We start from the raw sequence: 20,644 nt of genomic DNA on the forward strand, positions 1-20,644 counted from the left end.
CAGCCGAACCGTCCAAGGATGCCACGCCCATGAGCCAGAATCCGCTGCTCGATCTCTCCGGTCTGCCGCGCTTTGCCGAGATCACCCCCGCCCACATCACCCCGGCCGTCGAACAACTGCTGGCCGACGCGCGCGCCACCGTGGCACGGCTCACGGCTCAGAGCGCCGCGCCGAGCTGGGACAACTTCGTCGAACCGCTGACCGACGCCACCGAGAAACTGTCGCGCACCTGGGGCGTGGTGGGCCACCTCAACGCCGTGGTCAACACGCCGGAACTGCGCGAAGCCTACAACGCCAACATCCCGGCGGTGTCGGCGTTCTGGACCGAACTGGGGCAGAACCTGGCGCTGTTCGCGCGCTTCAAGGCCCTGGCCGAGCAGCCGGAGTACGCCGGCTACAACGCCGCCAAGAAGAAGATCATCGCCAACGACCTGCGCGACTTCCGCCTCTCCGGCGCCGAACTGCCGGAGGCCGAGAAGACCCGCTTCGCCGCGATCCAGACCCGCCTCGCCGAGCTGTCGGCGCAGTTCGAGCAGCACGTGCTCGACGCCACCGACGCCTTCAGCCTGCAGGTGGAGGACAAGGCCGAGCTCTCCGGCCTGCCGGAAGATGTGATCGCGATGCTGGCCGAGATGGCCAAGGCCGAGGGCGAAGAAGGCTACAAGCTCAACCTGCAGTTCCCCTGCTATCTGCCGGTGATGCAGTACGCCGACAACCGCGAGCTGCGCCGCCAGCTCTACGACGCCTACGTGATGCGCGCCTCCGAGTTCGGCCCGGCCGAGCTCGACAACACCCCGGTGATCCGCGAGAAGCTGCAGCTGGCGCGCGAAGAGGCGCAGCTCCTGGGCTTCGCCAGCTTCGGCGAGCTGTCGCTGGCCACCAAGATGGCCGAGACCCCGGAGCAGGTGGTGGCGTTCCTGCGCGACCTGGCGCAGCGCGCCAAGCCGTTCGCGCTGCGCGACCGCGCCGAGCTGGAGGCCTTCGCGCGCGAGCAATTGGGGATGGAGACGCTGGAGGCCTGGGACCTCGCCTACGTCGCCGAGAAGCTGCGCGTGGCGCGTTACGCCTTCTCCGATCAGGAAGTGAAGCAGTATTTCCCCGAGCCCAAGGTGCTGGCCGGGCTGTTCGGCGTGGTGAACACGCTGTACGGGGTGACGGTGCAGGAAAGCCAGGCGCCGACCTGGCACAAGGACGTGCGCTTCTTCGACATCGTCAAGGACGGTGCCGTGATCGGCGGCTTCTACTTCGACCTCTACGCGCGCGAGGGCAAGCGTTCCGGCGCCTGGATGGACGACGCGCGCGGCCGCCGCGTGCGCCACGGCGCGCTGCAGACCCCGGTGGCCTACCTCACCTGCAACTTCAGCCGCCCGGTCGGCGACAAGCCGGCGCTGTTCACCCACGACGAGGTCACCACGCTGTTCCACGAGTTCGGCCATGGCCTGCATCACATGCTGACCCAGGTGGACGAGCTGGGCGTGGCCGGCATCAACGGCGTGGAGTGGGACGCGGTCGAGCTGCCCTCGCAGTTCATGGAGAACTTCTGCTGGGAATGGGACGTGCTGCAGGGCATGACCGCCCACGTCGAGACCGGTGCGCCGCTGCCGCGCGAGCTGTTCGACAAGATGCTCGCCGCCAAGAACTTCCAGAGCGGCATGCAGACCGTGCGCCAGCTCGAGTTCGCGCTGTTCGACATGCTGCTCTACACCGCCTTCGACGCCGAGCACGGCAACTGGCTGGAACTGCTCGCCAAGGTGCGCGAGGAGGTGGCGGTGAACTTCCCGCCGGAATACAACCGCTTCCCCAACAGCTTCGGCCACATCTTCGCCGGCGGCTACGCGGCGGGCTACTACAGCTACAAGTGGGCGGAGGTGCTGTCGGCCGACGCCTACGCCGCGTTCGAGGAGGCGGGCGGCGCCAACCCGGACACCGGGCGCCGCTTCTGGAACGAAATCCTCGCCGTGGGCGGTTCGCGTCCGGCGCTGGAGTCGTTCCGCGCCTTCCGCGGCCGCGACCCGCAGATCGACGCGCTGCTGCGCCATTCCGGCATGGTCGAGATCGCGCCGGTCTGACCGCGCGCCGACGCCCGCTGACGGCATCATCAGGCGAGGGCGCGTGCGCCCTCGTTCATTTCGCCCGCCGCGCGGCAGCGGCTGTCCTCGTCGCGGCACGGCTCCCGCCGCAGGTTCCGTGCGCCCGGCCGGAACCGCCGCGCCGCGGCCGACTCTAAGCTAGGCTCTCAGGGCAACCGGAGCAGCAAGCGACCAGACCCTGGCCCTGTCTGCGGACAGGGTTGGCGTGTCTGTTGGCCCCCGTCGTGGCGGGGGCTTTTTTGTGGCGATCGTACACGCCATCCCCCTGATAAATAGGGGGTATTTGTACCAAGACGGCCGTGGTGCGTTAGTATGGCGGCTTTCCGGGTGCCCCGGGCACCCTACGATTCCTCTACTTGCTGAATAAAGATCGCATGTCCCTGTTTCGACCCCTGCGCCCCGAGCGCATGACGCTGTTGCTTTCGCTGGCGCTGATCGTGTTCTACAACGTGCCGTTCTGGCGCGAGATGGGCCGCATCACCGCCGGCCTGGGCGGGCACGGCCCGGTGCTGCTGGCGGAAGCCTTCGTGTTGCTGCTGGCGTTCTTCAACCTGGTGCTGGCGCTCCTGGCCTGGCCCTACGTGTTCAAGCCGGTGATGACGCTGCTGCTGGTGTGCACGGCCTTCGTCACGTACTTCATGAACCAGTACGGCATCATGGTCGACATGCACATGATCCAGAACGTGTTCCAGACCGATCCGGCCGAAACGCGCGACCTGCTCACCGTCAAGATGGGCCTGTTCGCGCTCGGGCTGGGCGTGCTGCCGGCGCTGTGGCTGTGGAAGACCCCGATCGCCTACCGCCCGCCGCTGCGCGAGCTGGGGGTGCGGCTGGTGACGCTGCTGGTGAGCGTGGCGGTGCTGCTGGGGGTGGTGTTCTTCGCCTACCAGGATTTCGCCTCGCTGTTCCGCAACAACCGCCAGCTGCGCCTGATCGTCACGCCGAGCAACTATATCCAGGCCACCAACAGCTACCTGCGCCACGTCGCCGACAGCAGCCCGGTGGTGGTGACGCCGCTCGGCACCGACGCCAAGAAGGCGTCGTCCTGGGCCGCGCATCAGCGCAAGACGGTGCTGGTGGTGGTGGTGGGCGAGACCGCGCGCGCCGACCACTTCGCGCTCAACGGCTACTCGCGCGATACCAACCCGCAGCTTGCCAAGCAGGCCGGGCTGCTGAATTTCACCAACGTGCGCTCCTGCGGCACCGAAACCGCGGTGTCGGTGCCGTGCATGTTCTCCGGCATGGGACGCGAGCAGTATGCCGGTGACGCCGCCTCGAAGCGTGAAAACCTGCTCGACGTGCTCAAGCACGCCGGCTTCGACATCCTGTGGCGCGACAACAATTCCGGCTGCAAGGGCGTGTGCAACCGCGTCGCCTACGAAGACCTGGCGAACCTCAAGACGCCGGGCTTGTGCGACGACGGCGAATGCTACGACGACATCCTGCTTGACGGTCTCAAGGAGCGCCTGCAGAACCTGCAGCACGACAGCGTGATCGTGCTGCACCAGAAGGGCAGCCACGGCCCGGCTTACTACAAGCGCTACCCCAAGAGCTTCGAGCAGTTCACCCCGGTGTGCCGCACCAGCGAGCTGAGCCAGTGCAGCCAGCAGGACATCGTCAACGGCTTCGACAACACCATCCGCTACACCGACCACGTGCTGTCCGGCCTGATCGACCTGCTGCGCGCCGACGCTGGGGTCAACAGCGGCATGATCTACCTCTCCGACCACGGCGAATCGCTGGGCGAGAACAACGTCTACCTGCACGGCATGCCCTACCTGTTCGCCCCGGAGGCGCAGAAGCACATCCCGGCGGTGATGTGGTTCTCCGACGGCTTCCAGAAGGAATTGGGCGTCAACGCCCGCTGTCTGGCGGCGAAGAAGGACCAGGCCTGGTCGCAGGACAACCTGTTCCACTCGGTGCTGGGAGTGCTGGGGGTACAGACCCAGGTCTACGACGCCAAGTTGGACCTGTTCCAGAGCTGCAAGGGCTAAAAAAGGTTGGCCGAAGCCCGCGCCAGCGGTTACCTTTGGCCTCCCAATGACTGAGAGCTTGTGAATAAATCTGCTTTTTTCACAAGCACTGACTGGAGAACACCTTGCCGATGCGTTTAGCCACCTGGAACGTCAACTCGCTCAAAGTGCGCCTGCCGCAGGTGCTGCAGTGGCTGGCCGAGACCCCGGTCGACGTGCTGTGCCTGCAGGAACTGAAGATGGACCAGGACGCCTTCCCGCTGGCCGAGATCGAGGCCGCCGGCTACCGCGCCGCCTGGCTGGGCCAGAAGACCTACAACGGCGTCGCCATCCTGGTGCGCGACGGCCACAGCCTGGACGACGTGGTGCCGGGCATTCCCGGCTACGACGACGAGCAGCGCCGCGTCATCGCCGCCACCGTCGGCGGCGTGCGCGTGATCTGCGCCTATTTCGTCAACGGCGAGGCGGTCGATTCGCCCAAGTACCCGTACAAGCTGGCCTGGCTCGCCGAGCTGGAGCGCTACGTGGCCGACGAACTGACGCGCCACCCGTCCCTCGCACTGCTGGGCGACTACAACATCGCGCCGGACGACCGCGACGTGTACGACCCGGACGCGTGGAAGGACAAGGTGCTGTGCTCGGTGCCCGAGCGCGACGCCTTCCGCCGCCTCATCGGCCTCGGCCTGAGCGACTCGTTCCGCCTGTTCAACCAGGACGAGAAGCAGTACAGCTGGTGGGACTACCGCGCCATGATGTTCCGCCGCAACCTCGGCCTGCGCATCGACCACATCCTGATCAGCGACGCGCTCAAGGCGCGCGCCACCGAGTGCGTCATCGACAAGGCCCCGCGCAAGTGGGAACGCCCGTCCGACCACACACCGGTGGTGCTGACGCTGGCGGACTGAGGCTTCGGCCAACGTTGCGACCCGAAACGGCCCCGAAGGGCCGTTTGGTTTTTCTGGGGTGGATATGGGATCTGCTCTCGTCGGCAGGCGGCACCGGATTCTTTTGTCATGAAGTGCGCTGTGGCATGCTGCGACGCAGGGAAGAGCGCGTCATCCCCGCCATGGGGGCACGATCCGCATGCGCCTCTTGCCCTGTCCCAACCGTGTCCGGGCCGACGCCCGATGAGGAGAAGCCCATGGATCAACGCCACAAGGCCCGGCTTTTCAAGGAACTGCATCGCCGCAGCGGCGCCTTCCTGATGCCGAACGCCTGGGATGCCGGCAGTGCCCGCCTGCTTTCGTCGCTCGGGTTTCCCGCCATCGCCACCACCAGCGCCGGCATCGCGTTTTCCCTGGGGCTGCCCGACTACGCCGGGGCGGTCAGCCGCGAGGCGATGCTGGAACGCGTCGGCCAGATCGCCGCGGCCGTCGACCTTCCCGTCAGCGCCGATCTCGAGGCGGGCTACGGCGTCGAGCCGGAACAGGTCGGCGAGACCATCCGCCAGGCCATCGCCGTGGGGGCCGTTGGCGGGAACATCGAGGACTTCACCGGCGAGCCGAGCGCGCCGCTGTTCGACCTCGCCCTGGCCGCCGAGCGCATCCGGGCCGCCCGTGAAGCGGCCGATGCTGCGGGCCTGCCCTTTACGCTCACGGCGCGGACCGACTGTTATCTGGCAAGGGTCGATAATCCCTTCGCCGCCGCGGTGGAACGCGCCAACCGCTACCGCGAAGCCGGAGCCGACTGCCTGTTCGTGCCTGGCGTCTCCGATCCGGACGTGATCGCGGCGTTGGTAAAAGAAATCGACGGCCCGCTCACCGTCGTCATGGGCCTGTCCGGTTCGGCGCTCTCCGTCAGCCAGTTGGCGGCGTTGGGCGTCAGGAGAATCACGATCGGCGGCAGTCTGGCGCGAGCGACGTACGGCCTTATCCGGCAGGCGGCGGTCGAGATGAAGGAGCAGGGCAGCTTCTCGTTTGCGGATCGACAAATCCCGGATGGTGAGCTGTGCCGGTTCTTCGCCGCGTTCCCGCCCATCTGACCCTGTTAACACAAGCGGGGTGGGCATGCCGAGCTCCCCATCCGGAGATTCACTCCGGCAAAACCGCCCCCATCGCTGCCGCGATGAGCCGCAGATCGGGCTCGGCAAGCTCGACGAGCCCGAAGCGGAACGGGTAGCCCCAGTTGCGCTTGCCAGCCGAAAACGCCAGTCGATCGAGCAGCGGCATGATCGGGGCCTCTTGCGCGGCGAGCCAGCGGACGTCGCGCCGGAACGGCAGGAAGCCGTCGCCCATGTCCACCTGATACGGCTCGCCGTCCCGCACCGTGCCGATCGCCGTGAACGCCCTGAGCGGGGTGCTGCCGCCGAAGCGCTCGGTGGGCGAATAGTAGACCACCCAATCGCCCGGACCGAGGCGGCGCAACGGTGCGGCCTTGCCGTGGCACACCTGCATGAAGCCCTCGGCACGGCCCCGGCGGACATGTTCGGCGGAGGCGACGGCGATCCAGCAGCGGCGCATCACGGTGCGCTCGGGGCGAACACGCGCAGCCGGTGCCCGTCGGGATCGAGGGCGACGAAGGTATAGCCGAAGTCCATGCGGACCGGCGCTTGCAGAATCTCGAGTCCGCGCCCGCTCCATTCGGCATGGCGGGCATCGACGGCCTCGTCGCCGCTCAGCGCGAAGGCCAGCTCAGTGCCACCGCCGCCAGTGCTGGCGGCGGGCTCCACGGTGTGTTTCGACCACAGCCCGAACTTGGCGCCGGATGCGAAGGCGAACAGCGCGAAGGTGGGGGAGGCTTCGTCGGGCTGACGGTCGAACAATTCGGCGTAGAACGCGGCGCTCGCGGCCGGGTTGTCGACGTACAGGATCACAAAGTTGGGGTGCATCATGGCGGTTCTCCGAAGGTCTGCGACAAGGCCGTCGCCGGCGAACCATTCGCACGGCACGGGCCTGTTGCAAAGAATCGTAGACGCCACCCCTGACAGATTCTGTCAGTAGCGAACGCGCTAAGACGGGGCGATGCCTTCGCTCTGCCGCCACTCTTGCAGCAAGGCCTGACGGCGGTGGGGATAGCGTGTTGCCGAGACCGCCAGACTCACGATCCGGTCGGTGCGGAAATGCCGGATGGCCCCGCGCAGCTCGCACCAGGCGGCGACGACGCGGACGCGTTCGAAGAAGCCGAGGGCGAAAGGCCAGACGATCCGTGTCGACTCCTGGTCCTGGAGGTCGCGGTAGCGGATTTCCAGCTTGCGTTCGCTGCGGATGGCCCGGCGGATGGCGGCTAAATCCACCTCGCCGGCCGGCGCGGGTTCGGCCGGCCCCACCAGCAGCGCCGACGTGTCGAGTTCGTGACGCAGCTCGGGCGGCAGCACGGCCGCGATCTTGGCGATCACGTTGCGCGCCGCCTCGCCCAGCGGGGTATCGGCCTGCTTCGCCACCCAGCGCGAGCCCAGCACCAGGGCCTCGATTTCCTCTTCGGAGAACATCAGCGGTGGGAGCAGGAAGCCGGGGCGGAGCACGTAGCCGATACCCGTCTCCCCCTCGATGCATGCGCCTTGCGCCTGTAGCGAGGCGATGTCCCGATACAGCGTGCGCAGGCTGATGCCGAGTTCGGCCGCCAGGGCGGCGCCGCTGACCGGATAGCGGTGGCGGCGCAAGACCTGTATCAGTTGCAGCAGACGTTCGGCACGGGACACGGTGAGAATTCCGGATGGTGAATCCCGCCATGCTGCCACGGATTGGCAGGAAGTTGTGTAGTGTTCGGTTCCAAGCGGGCGTCGCACCGTGGTACGACGACCGATTGGGGATGCATCACGTCCAGGGGGTTTATCGCCACCGATCAGCATGGCGCCGGTCAAGCGTAACGTCGCTGGTGGCGCTGTCATCATGAAGATGGCGTCGCCAACGCCGATACCGCTCCCTGTCGCCCCCAATCCGTGCCTGCCCCTTCGCCGCCTGCACCACCCCATGACATGTCTATACTTCGAGCATTCGTATGCGAGGAGACGGTCATGTCGAATTACCCGGTCGAAGCCATCCGCACGGTCGCCCTGGTCGGGCAGGGCGATAGCGGCAAGACGACGTTGGCCGAAGCGCTGCTGCACAAGAGTGGCGCGATCACCGCGGCGGGGACGGTGGAACGGGGAGACACGGTGTGCGATTTCGATCCACTAGAGCGCGACTACCGTCACTCGCTGAGTTCGGCGCTGGTGCATTTCCAGCACGACGGGGCCGAAATCCGCTTGCTCGACACCCCCGGCTTCCCCGATTTCATCGGCCAGGCGATTCCGGCGCTGGCGGCGGTGGAGACGGCGCTGGTGGTGGTCAACGCGCAGAACGGCATCGAGCTCACCACGCGCCGCATGATGGCGTGGGCGGCGGAGCGCGGCCTGTGCCGCATGCTGGTGGTGAACAAGATCGACGCTGAGCGCGTCGACCTGCCGGGCCTGCTGGCCCAGCTGCGCGAGGCCTTCGGTCGGGAGGTGCTGCCGCTCAACCTGCCCGCCGACGGCGCCCGCCGCGTGGTCGACTGTTTCTTCAACCCGGCCGGCACGGCCGATTTCTCGTCGGTGGCCGAGGCGCACCAGGCGCTGGTCGACCAGGTGGTCGAGGTCGACGAGGATCTGATGGCGCGCTACCTGGAGCAGGGCGAGGTCACGCCGGAAGAACTGCACGCGCCGCTGGAGCGCGCGCTGCGCGAGGGGCACCTGATCCCGCTCTGCTTCGTCTCGGCCAGGACCGGCGCCGGCGTGGCCGAGCTGCTCGACGTGCTGGCGCGGCTGGCGCCGAACCCCACCGAGGGCAACCCGCCGCTGTTCTACAAGGGCGAGGGCGAGGCGGCGCTGGCCTTCCGTTCCGAGCCCGACCCGGCGCGCCACGTGCTCGCCCACGTCTTCAAGGTGGTGATAGACCCCTTCGTCGGCAAGCTCGGCATCTTCCGCGTGCACCAGGGCACGGTGACGCGCGATACCCAGCTGTTCGTCGGCGAAGGCCGCAAGCCGTTCAAGGTCGGCCACCTGCTGCGCCTGCAGGGCAAGCGTTACGACGAGGTCGACCGGCTGGTTCCAGGTGATTTCGGCGCGGTGGCCAAGGTCGACGAGATCGAGTTCGACGCGGTGCTGCACGACTCGCACGACGAGGATCACATCCACCTCCAGCCGCTGGCGTTCCCGGTGCCGATGCAGGGCCTGGCGATCGAGCCAAAGCGGCGCGGCGACGAGCAGCGCATCACCGAGGTGCTGCAGCGCCTGGTGGCGGAGGACCCGTGCGTCAAGGTCGACTACCACCCGGCCACCCACGAGACGGTGCTGCGCGCCATGGGCGAGCTGCACCTGCGCTACCTGCTCGACCGCATGGCCGGCGGCTTCAAGCTGGAGGTGGCGACCCGCCCGCCGCGCGTGCCCTACCGCGAAACCATCACCCGGCCCGCCGAGGGTCACCACCGCCACAAGAAGCAGAGCGGCGGTGCCGGCCAGTTCGGCGAGGTGTTCCTGCGCGTCGAACCGTTGCCGCGCGGCGCCGGCTTCGAATTCGTCGACGCCGTGAAGGGCGGCGTCATCCCGGGGCAATTCATCCCCTCGGTGGAAAAAGGCGTGCGCTCGGTGCTGGCCGCCGGGCCGCTGGCGGGTTTCCCGGTAGAGGACGTGAAGGTCACCGTGTACGACGGCAAGAGCCACTCGGTCGATTCCAAGGACGTCGCCTTCCAGGCCGCCGGGCGGCGGGCGATGCTGGCGGCGCTGCGCGCGGCGGGCGCGATCGTGCTGGAGCCGATCGTGGCGATCGAGATTACCGCACCCGAGGCCCGGCTCGGCGATCTCGCGGGCGACCTCACCGGCCGGCGCGGCCAGGTGGGCGGGACCGAGCCGCTGGCGCAGGGGCTGACGCTGATCCGCGGCCAGGTGCCGTTGGCCGAGCTGGAAGGCTACGCCGGCCGCCTCAAGTCGATCACGGCCGGGCAGGGGGCCTATTCCCTGGAACTGAGTCACTACGACACCGTGCCGCAGGAGGTGCAGCAGCGGCTGGCGGCGGGGTACAAGGCGGAGCAGGAGGAGGATTAAGTTCCAAGAAAAACAGCCCAGCCGGTGTAAACCGGGCTGGGCTGTTTTTGTCGGGAGTCCCGAGGGATTTGGCTTACTTCTCGACGAAGGCGCGCTCGATGGCGTAGTCGCCCGGTTCGCCCATGCGCGGCGATTCCTTGAAGCCCAGGTTGTCGAGGAGCTTGCAGGTGTCTTCCAGCATCGCCGGGCTGCCGCACAGCAGGGCGCGGTCGGTCTGCGGGTTGAGCTGCGGCAGGCCGATGTCGGCGGCGAGCTTGCCGTTCAGGATCAGGTCGGTCAGGCGGCCCTGGTTGTGGAACGGTTCGCGCGTCACGGTCGGGTAGTAGATCAGCTTTTCTTTGACCAGCTCGCCCAGGTACTCGTGCTCCGGCAGTTCCTTGGTGATGTAGTCGTAGTAGCCCAGCTCGCTCACCCAGCGCACGCCGTGGATCAGCACGATCTTTTCGTAGCGGTCGTAGACTTCCGGGTCCTTGATGATGGACATGAACGGGGCCAGACCGGTACCGGTGGACAACAGGTACAGGTTCTTGGCGTCCGGCAGCAGGTTGTCCTGCACCAGGGTGCCGGTCGGCTTGCCGGAGATCACCACGCTGTCGCCCGGCTTGATGCCTTGCAGGCGCGAGGTCAGCGGGCCGTTCGGTACCTTGATCGAGTAGAACTCGAGGTGCTCTTCCCAGTTGGCGCTGGCGACGGAGTAGGCACGGATCAGCGGCTTGCCGTTGACTTCCAGGCCGATCATCACGAACTGACCGTTGATGAAGCGCAGGCCCGGGTCGCGGGTGCAGGTGAAGCTGAAAAGGGTGTCGTTCCAGTGGTGAACGCTAAGGACTTTTTCGGAAGTCAGAGTCGCCATGTGCCAGTCCGTCAAAACATGAAGAGAAGAATGAGCGGCATTCTACACCTTTGCGCTATAACTGTTTTGTACTGATATCTTATGTTTTTATAGAAAAATGATATATGTCAGTTTTTCCACGAATTTTTGCCGTTTCCGGGCGGGATATTGCCGACAAAGTGGTGAATCGTGGTGCTTATGCCATGTCGCTGTTTTGTTGCGTGGAGGGAACCTGTTGTAGTTGTTGTTGCAGGTGCTGTTGCACCGCCTGGCGCAAGCCCTCGGCGAGATAGCGCGTGGCCGGGCCGGCCGCCTCGGCCGCGGCGTTGACCAGGTAGAGCGAACTCTTGCGCTGCTGCCCCTGCGCCAGCGGTAGCGGGCGCAGCAGGCCGTGGGCGAGCGGCTGGCGAATGCGGTGTTCCGGCAGCCAGCCATAGGCCAGACCGGCGCTGACCACGTCGAGCGCGGTGTGCGGGCTGCTCACGGTCCAGCGCTGGCTGGCGCCGAGCCATCCTTCGTCGCGCGGCTGGCGCGTGCCGGAGTCGCGCACCACCACCTGCGGGTAGCGGCGCAGGTCGTCCTCGCCCAGCGGCTGCCCCGCCGCCAGGAGGGGGTGGCCGGGCGCGGCCACGGCGACGAAGGTGGCGTCCATCAGCCAGTCGCCCATGAAACCGCTGGGAACGCGGGTGACGATGGCGAGCTCCACCGCGCCGGCGTAGAGCGCGTCGTCGGCGCCGGACATCACCACCTCATGCACCTGCAGCCGGGTGTCGGGACAGTGGCCGGCGAAACCGGCCAGGGCGCACAGCAAGGCGTCGGTGGGGAACAGGCTGTCCACCGCCAGCCGCACCTCGGCCTCCCAGCCGGCGTCCAGCGCGCGGGCTCGCGCCTCCAGCCGCAGCGCCGCCTCGATCAGCGGCGTGGCTTCCCGCAGCAGCGCGGCGCCGGCGGCAGTCAGCTTCATGCGCCGTCCTTCCGCCTCCAGCAGGCCGACGCCGAGCTGCTCCTGTAGCCGCGCTACGTTGTAGCTGACGGCCGACTGGCTGCGGTTCAGCGCGCTGGCCGCCTGGGCGAAACCGCCGTGTTCGACGATGGCCTGCAGTACGCGCCATTGTTCCAGCGAGGTACGGGGAAAATTCATATATCGAAAATTTGGTTGTTTCTGCGCTTAATTTTGCGCTTTTTAATCAAAAAAATCATGCCAATAATGCAGCACACCAACACGGAATGTCTCCGTGCTTGACCCCCCACAGGAGAATGTCATGGATAAACTGGCTCTGATCGCCTCCCGCGTGCTGCTGGCGCAGCTCTTCATCATTTCCGGCTTCGGCAAGATTACCGGCTACGCCGGAACCCAGGGCTACATGCAGGCGATGGGGGTGCCGGGGGCGCTGCTGCCGCTGGTGATCCTGGTGGAATTGGGCGGTGGCCTGCTCTTGGTGGCCGGCTTGTTCACGCGCTGGGTGGCCCTGGCCCTGGCCGGCTTCACCCTGGTGTCGGCGCTGATCTTCCACACCCATTTTGCCGATCAGATTCAGATGATCATGTTCATGAAGAACCTGTCGATCACCGGCGGCCTGCTGTTGCTGGCGTTCCCGGGGGCGTTGGGCGCCGCCAAGTCGGCACGTTGATCCCGTTATTGCTTGAGGTATAGATCGATGATTTCCACCACGTTTGCCAGCCGCGACGTCGAGCGGCTGGTGCAGGGGATGGCGGTGTCCGATGGCGCCGGTGTCAAGCTGCTGCGCGTGCTGACGCAGGATCTGCAGCGCCGCCTCGACCCCTTCCTGATGCTGGACGAGTTCCGCTCGGACGATCCAAACGACTACATCGCCGGTTTTCCGGACCATCCGCACCGCGGCTTCGAGACGGTGACCTACATGCTGGCCGGGCGCATGCGCCACCGTGACAGCAGTGGTGGGGAAGGCGTGCTGGCCTCGGGCGGGGTGCAGTGGATGACCGCCGGGCGCGGCATCGTGCACTCCGAGCTGCCGGAGCAGGAGGACGGCCTGATGCACGGCTTCCAGCTGTGGCTGAACCTGCCGTCGCAGCAGAAGATGACCACGCCGGGCTACCGCGACATTCCGGCCGAGGCGATCCCGCGCTATACCGCCGCCAGCGGCGCCGAGGTGCAGGTGATCGCCGGTGCCGCCGACGGCGTGGCCGGGGCGGTGGAGCGGCCTGTCACGCTGCCGCTCTACCTCGACATCCACTTGCCTGCCGGCAGCATGCACGAGGTGGCGATCGCGGACGGTCACAATGCCTTCGTCTACGTCTACCAGGGTACGGCCGGGGTCGGTGGCCACGGCCGCGAGGTGCACGAGCGGCACATGGCGATCCTCGACAACCATCCGGGACGCGAGGGGGTGGCGCTCTCCAGCGCCGCTGGCGCCCGCCTGCTGGTGGTGGCCGGCCATCCGCTGCACGAGCCGATCGCGCAGTGGGGGCCGTTCGTGATGAACAGCCGCGAGGAGGTCGAGGCGGCCATCGACGATTTCCGCCACGGCCGCTTTTAGCCTATGCCATCAGGCGGCGGCGCTTTTGCAGCGTGAGTGCCGGCAGTGATTCGCCCTGCGCTCCGGACTCCTCATGTCCTCCGTGGCCATGCCGGTTGCCGTGCGCCGGCGGCCCTCACGCTGCTTTGGCTCGTCCGCCTGCTGGAACGGGCTCTTGATCCGTCATACGGAAGGGAAAATGCCATGAGTGCCATTCGTTACCTGATCGACCCCGCCGTCGCCGATATCGGCTTTCCGGTACAGCGCCTGCTGCCGGCCCCCGTGACGCAGGCGGTCGGGCCGTTCGTGTTTCTCGACCACATGGGCCCGGCGCATTTTGCCGCGGCCACCACCGCCGGCGACGTGCGGCCGCACCCGCATATTGGGCTCGCCACGGTGACCTACCTGTTTTCCGGGGCGATGATGCATCGCGACAGCCTGGGCAGCGTGCAGCGCATCGAGCCGGGCGCGGTCAACCTGATGGCGGCCGGGCGCGGCATCGTCCATTCCGAGCGGGCGCCGGAGGATATCCGGGCCGGCGGCGTGGCGGTCGAGGGCATGCAGATGTGGCTGGCGCTGCCCAAGGCGCTGGAAGACATGGCGCCGGAGTTCCGCCACTACCCGGAGCCGCAACTGCCGCAGCAGGAGGCCGACGGCGTCTGGCTGCACCTGCTGATGGGCGAGGCGTTCGGCCTGCGTTCGCCGGTGCACTGCTATTCCGGCACGCTGTTCGCGGCGGCACGGCTGGCTGCCGGGGCGGCGTGGTCGCTGGACGCCGTGGCCGAGGAGCGCGCGGTGTACGTGGTGTCCGGCGGGCTGACGCTGGACGGAACCCGTGTCGAGGCCGGGCAACTGGCGGTGCTGGAGCCGGAGGTGACGGTGCGGCTGCAGGCGGGCGAGGAGACGCGGCTGATGCTGTTGGGCGGCGAGCCGCTCGACGGCCCGCGCTACCTGCACTGGAATTTCGTCTCCAGCCGCCGCGAGGCCATCATCGCCGCGCGCGACGACTGGGAGCAGGGCCGCTTCCCGGCGGTGCCGGGCGAGACCGAGTTCATTCCGCTGCCGCCGTCGGCGCGCTGGCGCTGAGCGCCGGGATCAGGGGGCGGGTTTGAACTGCCCCATCGCCTTCATCTGCTGGCATGGGTCGTGCCGCATCCGGCCCAGGCTGCGCATGTGGCGGCTTTTGGCGCGCTGCTGCATCTGGTCACGGTGCTGCTTGAGGTAGGTCTGACAGGCCTCCAGCGAGGTGAAGGAGTGCATGGTCTTGATGTGCTCGCTGCGCTCCTCGGGCGTCATCATCTTCCAGCCCGGGGTGTTGTCGGGGCCGGCCTGCCAGGGTTGTGCCCCGACCGAGGCCGCCAGCAGCAGGGCGCAAAGGCCGCTCAACCAGTATTTTTGTCGCATGGTGTTCTCCGCACGGTTTGTCTCTCTACCACCTTAGCGCGCGCTGGAGGGAGGGCAAGGCAAAAGGGGACGGAGCTTGCGCTGGGTCAAACCGGCGGAATAGGGCCGGGGCGAGGGCGGGAGAAAACGGAAGAGGGCGCCCCTGTGGGTGCGCCCTCTGCTACGACATAAAGATCAGTGGATACACAATAAACAGTCAACGATGATGTTACTGCTACTTCACACCTTAACTGCCTCACACCCAAGCCCTCATGCACTGAGGGGGGAGTGTGAGCGAGGTCTACCTGCCAAAACGGTATAAAGGGATAAAGAACGGTCAACAACACCATGCTTCCAAACGGAACATCTGGCTACATTGGAAGCGGTTTCGACAAACCCTTTCGGGCATCCCGAAATGCGGCTGCTTTACCGGCAACCTCATTCCACAAGTACTGGATTAAGTCGTCTGTTCTTTCTCTCGATTAAACGCCTGGGCATAACCGGTTGTTTCGGGGTTCCTGCATCGGGAAGCGATGCTGGTAGCACCCTTGGGCAGAATGAAGCCGGTCCGATTTTAGTGCCGACCGGCACTGCCCACTTTTTGCAGGGCGCGATGAAACAAGGCAAAGCAACCGATTTTTAGCCGATGACGCATCCGCTGCCCTCCTTGTGATGTCCTGTACTCACTATAGTCCTCGTTACGGCTGGGGCAAGTTCTTTTAACGGCTTTCGCTAAGCGCCTGCTGCAGCTGCACCAGACCTTCGGGGTTGGGGTGCAGGTGGCGTTCGAACTGGCGTGCCGCCGCCGTCCACGAGTAGCCTTCCGCCACCCGGCGCACGTGGGCGCGGTCGATCTGCAGCGCCTGCAGGCAGGCCTGGCGCAGGTCGTGGTCGAGCACGCCGGCGCCGCTGTCGCCGACCACGTCGAGCGGCCCGGCCACCGGGTAGGCCGCCACCGGGGTGCCGCACGCCATCGCTTCCAGCAGCACCAGGCCGAAGGTGTCGGTGAGGCTGGGGAACACGAACACGTCGCCGGCGCGGTAGAAGCGTGCCAGCTCGTGCTGCGGAAACACCCCGGCGAAGTACACCTCGGAGTAGTCCTTTTTCAGCCGTGGCAGCAGCGGGCCGTCGCCCACCACCCATTTCGATCCCGGCAGGTCGAGCTTGAGGAAGGCCTCGATGTTCTTTTCCACCGCCACCCGGCCGATGTAGACGAAGCGCGGCGGGGCCGATTCGTCCAGCCGGTCGCGCTCGCCCGGGGTGAACAGCGCGGTGTCGACGCCGCGGCTCCACAGCACCACGTTGGTGAAGCCGCGCGCGGTGAGGTCGGCGGCGATCGACGGGGTCGGCACCATCACGGCGCGCGCGGCGTTGTGGAAGCGGCGCATCCAGGCGTAGCTGATGCCCAGCGGCAGCCGGCTGCGCGCCTGGATGTATTCGGGGAAGCGGGTGTGGTAGGCGGTGGTGAAGGCCAGGCCGTGGCGCAGGCAGTAGCGCCGTGCCGCCAGCCCGAGCGGGCCTTCGGTGGCGATGTGGATGGCGTGCGGGGCGAACCCGGCGATGCGCGCGGCGACGCCGCGGTAGGGGCGCAGCGACAGGCGGATGTCGGGGTAGGTCGGGCACGGCAGGGTGCGGAACTCGAGCGGCGTGATCATTTCCACGTCGTGGCCGAAGCCTTCGAGTTCGCGTACGGTCTCGGTCAGCGTGCGGACCACGCCGTTGACCTGGGGCTGCCAGGCGTCGGTGACGATCAGGATGCGCATGTGGCCTCCGGGGCGGGTTCAAGGTTGGCCGAAGCCGCGGCTTCGGTGTTGTGGGTGGCCTGGGCGGGCTTGCCGAGCAGCTGGGTCCAGTACACCACTTCGAGCCGGCCGTCGGCGTGCTCCACCAGCGCCGACAGGCTCTCCACCCAGTCGCCGCTGTTGCCGTACAGCACGCCGTCGATGTCCTTCACCTCGGCCTTGTGGATGTGGCCGCACACCACGCCGTCGAAGCCGCGCCGGCGCGCCTCGCCGGCCAGCAGCTGTTCGAAGTCGCTGATGAAGTTCACCGCGTTCTTCACCTTGTGCTTGAGGTATTGCGACAGCGACCAGTAGGGCAGGCCGAGCTGGCTGCGCACCCAGTTGTAGCCGCGGTTGAGCTGCAAAATCAGCGTGTACAGGTTGTCGCCGAGATAGGCCAGCCACTTGGCGTACTGGATCACGCCGTCGAACTCGTCGCCGTGGATCACCAGCAGGCGCTTGCCGTCGGCGGTGTGGTGCTCGGCCTCCTGGCGGATGGCGATGCCGCCGAAGTCGAGCCCGCCGTACTGGCGCGCGGCCTCGTCGTGGTTGCCCGGCACGTACACCACGCGGGTGCCCTTGCGCGCCTTGCGCAGGATCTTCTGCACCACGTCGTTGTGGCTCTGCTTCCAGTACCAGGATTTGCGCAACTGCCAGCCGTCGACGATGTCGCCGACCAGGTAGAGGTAGTCGGCGTCGTGGTGGCGTAGGAAGTCGAGCAGGTGTTCGGCGCGGCAGCCGGAGGTGCCGAGGTGCACGTCCGAAATCCAGATGGCGCGGTAGCGGCGGGGGGCGGTTTGCTGGAGTGTGGGCGACATAGGGCGGTATCCCGGTCCGGATGACAGTCCGATGGTGCCGCGCCAACATGACGTCGCGGTGAGCGTCCGGTGACGGCTGTGTGACAGCCGCGCCACAGTGGCGGGATAATGGCCGCGATTAATGTGCGGTTAAGTTGCGGTGGCTTAAATGGCTGCCATCACGTCGTTACCCCCCACCGTCAACTCGAGGAAACTGTCATGAAAAAACTGGTTCTGACCGCCCTGATCGCCGCCGTCGCCGCGCCTGCCGCCTTTGCCGCCGCCAAGTGCGAGCAGCACCCCAAGGAGCAGTGGATCAAGGAAGCCGATTTCAAGCAGAAGCTGGTGAAAGAAGGCTACCAGATCAAGAAATTCAAGGTGGACGGCAACTGCTACGAGCTCTACGGCAAGAACAAGGACGGCAAGAAAGTGGAAATCTACTACGATACCGTCTCCGGCAAGCCGGTGAAGAGCGAAATCCAGGATTGAGTCCGCAAGACGGATCACACCCCGGCCGCGCCTGCGGCCTTTTTGTTTGCGGGGAGTCGAGCATGAACCACACCGTACAGTACGAAACCATCAGGGTATGGGATCGTTTCGTGCGCTTTTTCCACTGGGCCCTGGCCGGGGGCATCCTGGCCAATCTGTTGCTGCTGGAGGAGGGCGATCCGCCGCACCGCTGGGTCGGTTACGCCGCCGCCGCGCTGGTGCTGGCGCGCATCGGGTGGGGCTTCATCGGCAGCCGCCACGCGCGCTTCGCCGACTTCTTCCCGACCCCGTCCAGGTTGGCCGAACACTGGCGCATGCTGCGCCAGGGGCGGGACGACCACCACCCCGGCCACAACCCGCTGGGCGCGCTGATGATGCTGGCGCTGATGGCGCTGGTGCTGGCGCTCGGCGTGACCGGCTACCTGATGGGTACCGACGCCTACTGGGGCGAGGAGTGGCTGGAGAACCTGCACGAGGCGCTGGCCAATACCCTGACCGCGTGCGTCGGCCTGCACGTGCTGGCGGCGCTGCTGATGAGCCGGCTCTCGCGCGTCAACCTGGTGCGCGCCATGGTGACCGGGATCAAGGTGCGCCCGGTGCGTGACAGTGCACGCTAACGTGCCTGATGGACCACCCTTGCGACGGAGCACGCCATGCGCATTCTGCTGATTGAAGACGACGACATGATCGCCGACGGCCTCAAGGCCGGGCTCGGCCAGCTGGGCTTCGTGGTGGACTGGTTCCGCGACGGCAAGTCCGGCCTGGCTGCGCTCTCCGGCGCGCCCTTCGACGCCGTGATCCTCGACCTCGGCCTGCCCGGCCTCGACGGCATGGAGGTGCTGGCTGCCTGGCGCCGCGCCGGGCGCAGCGAACCGGTGCTGATCCTGACCGCGCGCGACGCGCTGCCGGAACGGCTCAAGGGACTCGACGCCGGGGCCGACGACTACCTGGTCAAGCCGTTCGCGCTGGCCGAGGTGGCGGCGCGGCTGCGCGCGCTGATCCGCCGCCGCCACGGCCAGAGCGGGCCGCTCTACCTGCACGGCGCGCTCAGCTTCGACCCGGTGGCGCGCCGCGCCACCCTGTCCGGCGAGCCGCTGGAGCTGACCGCGCGCGAGCTGGCGCTGCTCGAGCTGCTGCTGGTCAGCAAGGGGCGCGTGCTGCCGCGCAGCCTGATCGAGGAGAAACTGTACGGCTGGGACCAGGAACTCGACAGCAACGCGGTCGAGGTGCATGTGCACCATCTGCGCAAGAAGCTCGGCAGCGGCTTCATCAAGACCGTGCGCGGCATCGGCTACACCCTGGGGGACGAGGAGTGAAGACACCGCCGAGCCTGCGCGGCCGGCTGATGCGCATGATCATGCTGGTGGTGCCGCTGGTGTGGCTGGTGGCCACCGGCATCTCCGGCTACGCCGCCTGGCACGAGGTCAACGAGCAGTACGACGGCCAGCAGCGCCTGTTCGCCCAGCAGCTGCTCTATTCCTCGCGCGCCTTTACCCGACCCGCTCCGCCCTACGAGCACGGTGAGGAGGGCGAGGTCGACCACATGGCGCTGGCGGTGTGGAACACGAGTGGCGAACTGCTGATGAGCGACGGCGAAGGGCTGGCGCTGAGTCCCCATCCGGATTTTTCCGGCTTCCTGACGCTCGATACCGAAGAAGGCAAGCACTGGCGCGTGTTCTATCTCAGCGACGCCCACTACAGCGTGGCGGTGGCCCAGGAGTTCAAGGAGCGCTGGGAGGTGGTGCGCGGCCTGCTCGTGGCGCAATGGCTGCCCTGGCTGTTGATGGTGCCGGTATTGCTGATCCTGTTATGGCGCAGCGTGGCGCGGGGGCTGGCGCCGCTGGAACGGGTGCGCGAGGAACTGCAGCACCGCACCCCGGACGACCCGACCCCGCTGTCGCGCGCGGTGCCCTCGGAACTGGCGCCGCTGATCGACGGCATGAACGGGCTGATCGCGCGCGGCGCCGAGATGCTGTCGCGCGAGCGCCGTTTCACCGCCGATGCCGCGCACGAATTGCGCACCCCGCTGGCGGCGTTGCGGGTCCAGGCCGAGGTGGCGCAGTTGAGCACCACCACCAAGGCACGGCAGCACGCCCTGGGGCAGCTCACGCTCGGCATCGACCGCGCCACGCGGCTGACCGAGCAACTGCTGGCGCTGTCGCGGCTCGACCCGCTGCAGACCCCGGCCCACCTCGCCCCGCTGCGCTGGCAGGCGATCGCCGCGCGGGCGCTGGAGGAGGCCCTGCACGTCGCCGCGGAGCGCGGCATTGGCGTCGAGCTGCAGCAGAGCGTCCCCGACGCCGAGGTGCTGCCGCTTTCCGGCGACGAAACCCTGGTCGGGTTGCTGCTGCGCAACCTGCTCGACAACGCCATCCGCTACTCGCCGGACGGCGCCACGGTGACGCTGGTGCTGGCCGCCGACCACGTCGCGGTGCGCGACACCGGTCCGGGCATTTCCGCCGAATGGCTGGAGCGGGTGCGCGAGCGCTTCTTCCGCCCGCCGGGGCAGAGCCAGCCCGGCAGCGGCCTCGGGCTCTCCATCGTCGAGCGCGTGGCGGAACTGCACGGCCTCGCGTTGGAGCTGGAAAACCACCCCGAGGGTGGGCTGATCGCGCGCCTGGTGCGTGCCTGAGGCTTCGGCCAACCTGGTGCCGGTGGCTGCGGCAATCGGTCGCATTCCCGGCCTCGCCAGCGCGTACTAAGCTGTCGGTACTCGGGGTTCGCCACCCCGCTCCAAGTGTTTGGCCCACGCCCCGGCGTGGGCCGTTTTCTTTGCCCTTGCATACTCGGGCCTGTCCCGGGCGGC

The 20,644-nt window shown here is 67.2% G+C and carries 20 protein-coding genes; 12 read left to right on the plus strand and 8 right to left on the minus strand.

Annotation, left to right across the window (positions count from 1 at the left end; translation table 11 throughout):
- Positions 1–29 precede the first annotated feature (29 nt).
- From FURADRAFT_RS01550 to FURADRAFT_RS01565, 4 genes are all read left to right on the plus strand, one after another.
- Complete coding sequence (locus FURADRAFT_RS01550; RefSeq protein WP_008952337.1) at positions 30–2,069, plus strand: M3 family metallopeptidase; 2,040 nt, start codon at positions 30–32, stop codon at positions 2,067–2,069.
- A gap of 395 nt (positions 2,070–2,464) precedes the next feature.
- The gene (locus FURADRAFT_RS01555; RefSeq protein ID WP_008952338.1) at positions 2,465–4,084 is read left to right on the plus strand and encodes a phosphoethanolamine transferase; all 1,620 of its coding nucleotides are present in this window, start codon (positions 2,465–2,467) and stop codon (positions 4,082–4,084) included.
- Between the two features lie 110 nt (positions 4,085–4,194).
- Complete coding sequence (xth, locus tag FURADRAFT_RS01560; protein WP_008952339.1) at positions 4,195–4,968, plus strand: exodeoxyribonuclease III; 774 nt, start codon at positions 4,195–4,197, stop codon at positions 4,966–4,968.
- A 236-nt stretch (positions 4,969–5,204) separates the two neighbouring features.
- On the plus strand, positions 5,205–6,044 hold the full coding sequence (locus FURADRAFT_RS01565) for an isocitrate lyase/PEP mutase family protein (protein ID WP_008952340.1): 840 nt from the start codon (positions 5,205–5,207) through the stop codon (positions 6,042–6,044).
- 49 nt (positions 6,045–6,093) lie between these two features.
- On the opposite strand, the gene FURADRAFT_RS01570 is transcribed toward FURADRAFT_RS01565, so the two are convergent.
- The 3 genes from FURADRAFT_RS01570 to FURADRAFT_RS01580 form a co-directional block, all read right to left on the minus strand.
- Positions 6,094–6,522 carry an EVE domain-containing protein gene (locus FURADRAFT_RS01570; RefSeq protein WP_008952341.1) on the minus strand — a complete coding sequence of 143 codons (429 nt, stop codon included), beginning with the start codon at positions 6,520–6,522 and terminating at the stop codon, positions 6,094–6,096.
- Entirely contained in the window at positions 6,522–6,893 is a 372-nt protein-coding gene (locus FURADRAFT_RS01575) for a VOC family protein (RefSeq protein ID WP_008952342.1), read from the minus strand. Before FURADRAFT_RS01575 ends, FURADRAFT_RS01570 begins: the two co-directional genes overlap by 1 nt.
- A gap of 117 nt (positions 6,894–7,010) precedes the next feature.
- Entirely contained in the window at positions 7,011–7,700 is a 690-nt protein-coding gene (locus tag FURADRAFT_RS01580) for a helix-turn-helix transcriptional regulator (protein ID WP_008952343.1), read from the minus strand.
- A gap of 315 nt (positions 7,701–8,015) precedes the next feature.
- Between FURADRAFT_RS01580 and fusA the strand changes: the two genes are divergently transcribed.
- On the plus strand, positions 8,016–10,061 hold the full coding sequence (gene fusA, locus FURADRAFT_RS01585) for an elongation factor G (protein ID WP_008952344.1): 2,046 nt from the start codon (positions 8,016–8,018) through the stop codon (positions 10,059–10,061).
- Positions 10,062–10,134: 73 nt separating this feature from the next.
- Here fusA and FURADRAFT_RS01590 read toward each other — a convergent pair whose 3' ends face one another.
- A complete protein-coding gene (locus FURADRAFT_RS01590; protein WP_008952345.1) occupies positions 10,135–10,914 on the minus strand; it encodes a ferredoxin--NADP reductase in 780 nt (259 codons plus the stop codon).
- A 175-nt stretch (positions 10,915–11,089) separates the two neighbouring features.
- On the minus strand, positions 11,090–12,034 hold the full coding sequence (locus FURADRAFT_RS01595) for a LysR family transcriptional regulator (protein WP_008952346.1): 945 nt from the start codon (positions 12,032–12,034) through the stop codon (positions 11,090–11,092).
- A 121-nt stretch (positions 12,035–12,155) separates the two neighbouring features.
- Between FURADRAFT_RS01595 and FURADRAFT_RS01600 the strand changes: the two genes are divergently transcribed.
- The 3 genes from FURADRAFT_RS01600 to FURADRAFT_RS01610 all read left to right on the plus strand — a co-directional run bounded on the left by FURADRAFT_RS01600 (position 12,156) and on the right by FURADRAFT_RS01610 (position 14,474).
- Positions 12,156–12,524: a DoxX family protein gene (locus FURADRAFT_RS01600; RefSeq protein ID WP_008952347.1), complete on the plus strand. Its 369-nt coding sequence runs from the start codon at positions 12,156–12,158 to the stop codon at positions 12,522–12,524.
- 27 nt (positions 12,525–12,551) lie between these two features.
- A complete protein-coding gene (locus tag FURADRAFT_RS01605; RefSeq protein ID WP_008952348.1) occupies positions 12,552–13,409 on the plus strand; it encodes a pirin family protein in 858 nt (285 codons plus the stop codon).
- 183 nt (positions 13,410–13,592) lie between these two features.
- Positions 13,593–14,474, plus strand: coding sequence for a pirin family protein (locus tag FURADRAFT_RS01610; protein WP_008952349.1), 882 nt, complete (start codon positions 13,593–13,595; stop codon positions 14,472–14,474).
- Positions 14,475–14,483: 9 nt separating this feature from the next.
- On the opposite strand, the gene FURADRAFT_RS01615 is transcribed toward FURADRAFT_RS01610, so the two are convergent.
- The 3 genes from FURADRAFT_RS01615 to FURADRAFT_RS01625 form a co-directional block, all read right to left on the minus strand.
- Positions 14,484–14,792, minus strand: a complete 309-nt coding sequence (locus tag FURADRAFT_RS01615; protein WP_008952350.1) for a hypothetical protein — start codon at positions 14,790–14,792, stop codon at positions 14,484–14,486.
- Between the two features lie 698 nt (positions 14,793–15,490).
- On the minus strand, positions 15,491–16,534 hold the full coding sequence (locus tag FURADRAFT_RS01620) for a glycosyltransferase family 4 protein (protein WP_008952351.1): 1,044 nt from the start codon (positions 16,532–16,534) through the stop codon (positions 15,491–15,493).
- Complete coding sequence (locus FURADRAFT_RS01625) at positions 16,522–17,370, minus strand: UDP-2,3-diacylglucosamine diphosphatase (RefSeq protein ID WP_008952352.1); 849 nt, start codon at positions 17,368–17,370, stop codon at positions 16,522–16,524. The genes FURADRAFT_RS01620 and FURADRAFT_RS01625 overlap by 13 nt, the downstream gene beginning before the upstream one ends.
- Positions 17,371–17,568: 198 nt before the next feature.
- Here FURADRAFT_RS01625 and FURADRAFT_RS01630 point away from each other — a divergent pair, with 198 nt between their 5' ends.
- From FURADRAFT_RS01630 to FURADRAFT_RS01645, 4 genes are all read left to right on the plus strand, one after another.
- On the plus strand, positions 17,569–17,838 hold the full coding sequence (locus tag FURADRAFT_RS01630) for a PepSY domain-containing protein (RefSeq protein ID WP_008952353.1): 270 nt from the start codon (positions 17,569–17,571) through the stop codon (positions 17,836–17,838).
- 62 nt (positions 17,839–17,900) lie between these two features.
- A complete protein-coding gene (locus tag FURADRAFT_RS01635) occupies positions 17,901–18,455 on the plus strand; it encodes a cytochrome b/b6 domain-containing protein (RefSeq protein ID WP_008952354.1) in 555 nt (184 codons plus the stop codon).
- A 36-nt stretch (positions 18,456–18,491) separates the two neighbouring features.
- Positions 18,492–19,154 (plus strand): response regulator, encoded by a 663-nt coding sequence (locus tag FURADRAFT_RS01640; RefSeq protein WP_008952355.1) that lies wholly within the window; start codon positions 18,492–18,494, stop codon positions 19,152–19,154.
- A complete protein-coding gene (locus FURADRAFT_RS01645) occupies positions 19,151–20,470 on the plus strand; it encodes an ATP-binding protein (protein WP_150104981.1) in 1,320 nt (439 codons plus the stop codon). The genes FURADRAFT_RS01640 and FURADRAFT_RS01645 overlap by 4 nt, the downstream gene beginning before the upstream one ends.
- Positions 20,471–20,644 lie beyond the last annotated feature (174 nt).

It is taken from the genome of Pseudogulbenkiania ferrooxidans 2002, from assembly GCF_000174355.1.
GTDB classification, from domain to species: domain Bacteria; phylum Pseudomonadota; class Gammaproteobacteria; order Burkholderiales; family Chromobacteriaceae; genus Pseudogulbenkiania; species Pseudogulbenkiania ferrooxidans.

What these genes read in the sequence shown, in the direction of transcription:
- FURADRAFT_RS01635 (WP_008952354.1), top strand. Translation starts at nt 17,901, where the DNA reads ATGAACCACACCGTACAGTACGAAACCATCAGGGTATGGGATCGTTTC.
- FURADRAFT_RS01570 (WP_008952341.1), bottom strand. Translation starts at nt 6,522, where the DNA reads ATGCGCCGCTGCTGGATCGCCGTCGCCTCCGCCGAACATGTCCGCCGG.
- FURADRAFT_RS01620 (WP_008952351.1), bottom strand. Translation starts at nt 16,534, where the DNA reads ATGCGCATCCTGATCGTCACCGACGCCTGGCAGCCCCAGGTCAACGGC.
- FURADRAFT_RS01630 (WP_008952353.1), top strand. Translation starts at nt 17,569, where the DNA reads ATGAAAAAACTGGTTCTGACCGCCCTGATCGCCGCCGTCGCCGCGCCT.
- FURADRAFT_RS01595 (WP_008952346.1), bottom strand. Translation starts at nt 12,034, where the DNA reads ATGAATTTTCCCCGTACCTCGCTGGAACAATGGCGCGTACTGCAGGCC.
- xth (WP_008952339.1), top strand. Translation starts at nt 4,195, where the DNA reads ATGCGTTTAGCCACCTGGAACGTCAACTCGCTCAAAGTGCGCCTGCCG.
- FURADRAFT_RS01605 (WP_008952348.1), top strand. Translation starts at nt 12,552, where the DNA reads ATGATTTCCACCACGTTTGCCAGCCGCGACGTCGAGCGGCTGGTGCAG.
- FURADRAFT_RS01625 (WP_008952352.1), bottom strand. Translation starts at nt 17,370, where the DNA reads ATGTCGCCCACACTCCAGCAAACCGCCCCCCGCCGCTACCGCGCCATC.
- fusA (WP_008952344.1), top strand. Translation starts at nt 8,016, where the DNA reads ATGTCGAATTACCCGGTCGAAGCCATCCGCACGGTCGCCCTGGTCGGG.
- FURADRAFT_RS01615 (WP_008952350.1), bottom strand. Translation starts at nt 14,792, where the DNA reads ATGCGACAAAAATACTGGTTGAGCGGCCTTTGCGCCCTGCTGCTGGCG.
- FURADRAFT_RS01550 (WP_008952337.1), top strand. Translation starts at nt 30, where the DNA reads ATGAGCCAGAATCCGCTGCTCGATCTCTCCGGTCTGCCGCGCTTTGCC.
- FURADRAFT_RS01575 (WP_008952342.1), bottom strand. Translation starts at nt 6,893, where the DNA reads ATGATGCACCCCAACTTTGTGATCCTGTACGTCGACAACCCGGCCGCG.
- FURADRAFT_RS01555 (WP_008952338.1), top strand. Translation starts at nt 2,465, where the DNA reads ATGTCCCTGTTTCGACCCCTGCGCCCCGAGCGCATGACGCTGTTGCTT.
- FURADRAFT_RS01590 (WP_008952345.1), bottom strand. Translation starts at nt 10,914, where the DNA reads ATGGCGACTCTGACTTCCGAAAAAGTCCTTAGCGTTCACCACTGGAAC.
- FURADRAFT_RS01565 (WP_008952340.1), top strand. Translation starts at nt 5,205, where the DNA reads ATGGATCAACGCCACAAGGCCCGGCTTTTCAAGGAACTGCATCGCCGC.
- FURADRAFT_RS01640 (WP_008952355.1), top strand. Translation starts at nt 18,492, where the DNA reads ATGCGCATTCTGCTGATTGAAGACGACGACATGATCGCCGACGGCCTC.
- FURADRAFT_RS01610 (WP_008952349.1), top strand. Translation starts at nt 13,593, where the DNA reads ATGAGTGCCATTCGTTACCTGATCGACCCCGCCGTCGCCGATATCGGC.
- FURADRAFT_RS01600 (WP_008952347.1), top strand. Translation starts at nt 12,156, where the DNA reads ATGGATAAACTGGCTCTGATCGCCTCCCGCGTGCTGCTGGCGCAGCTC.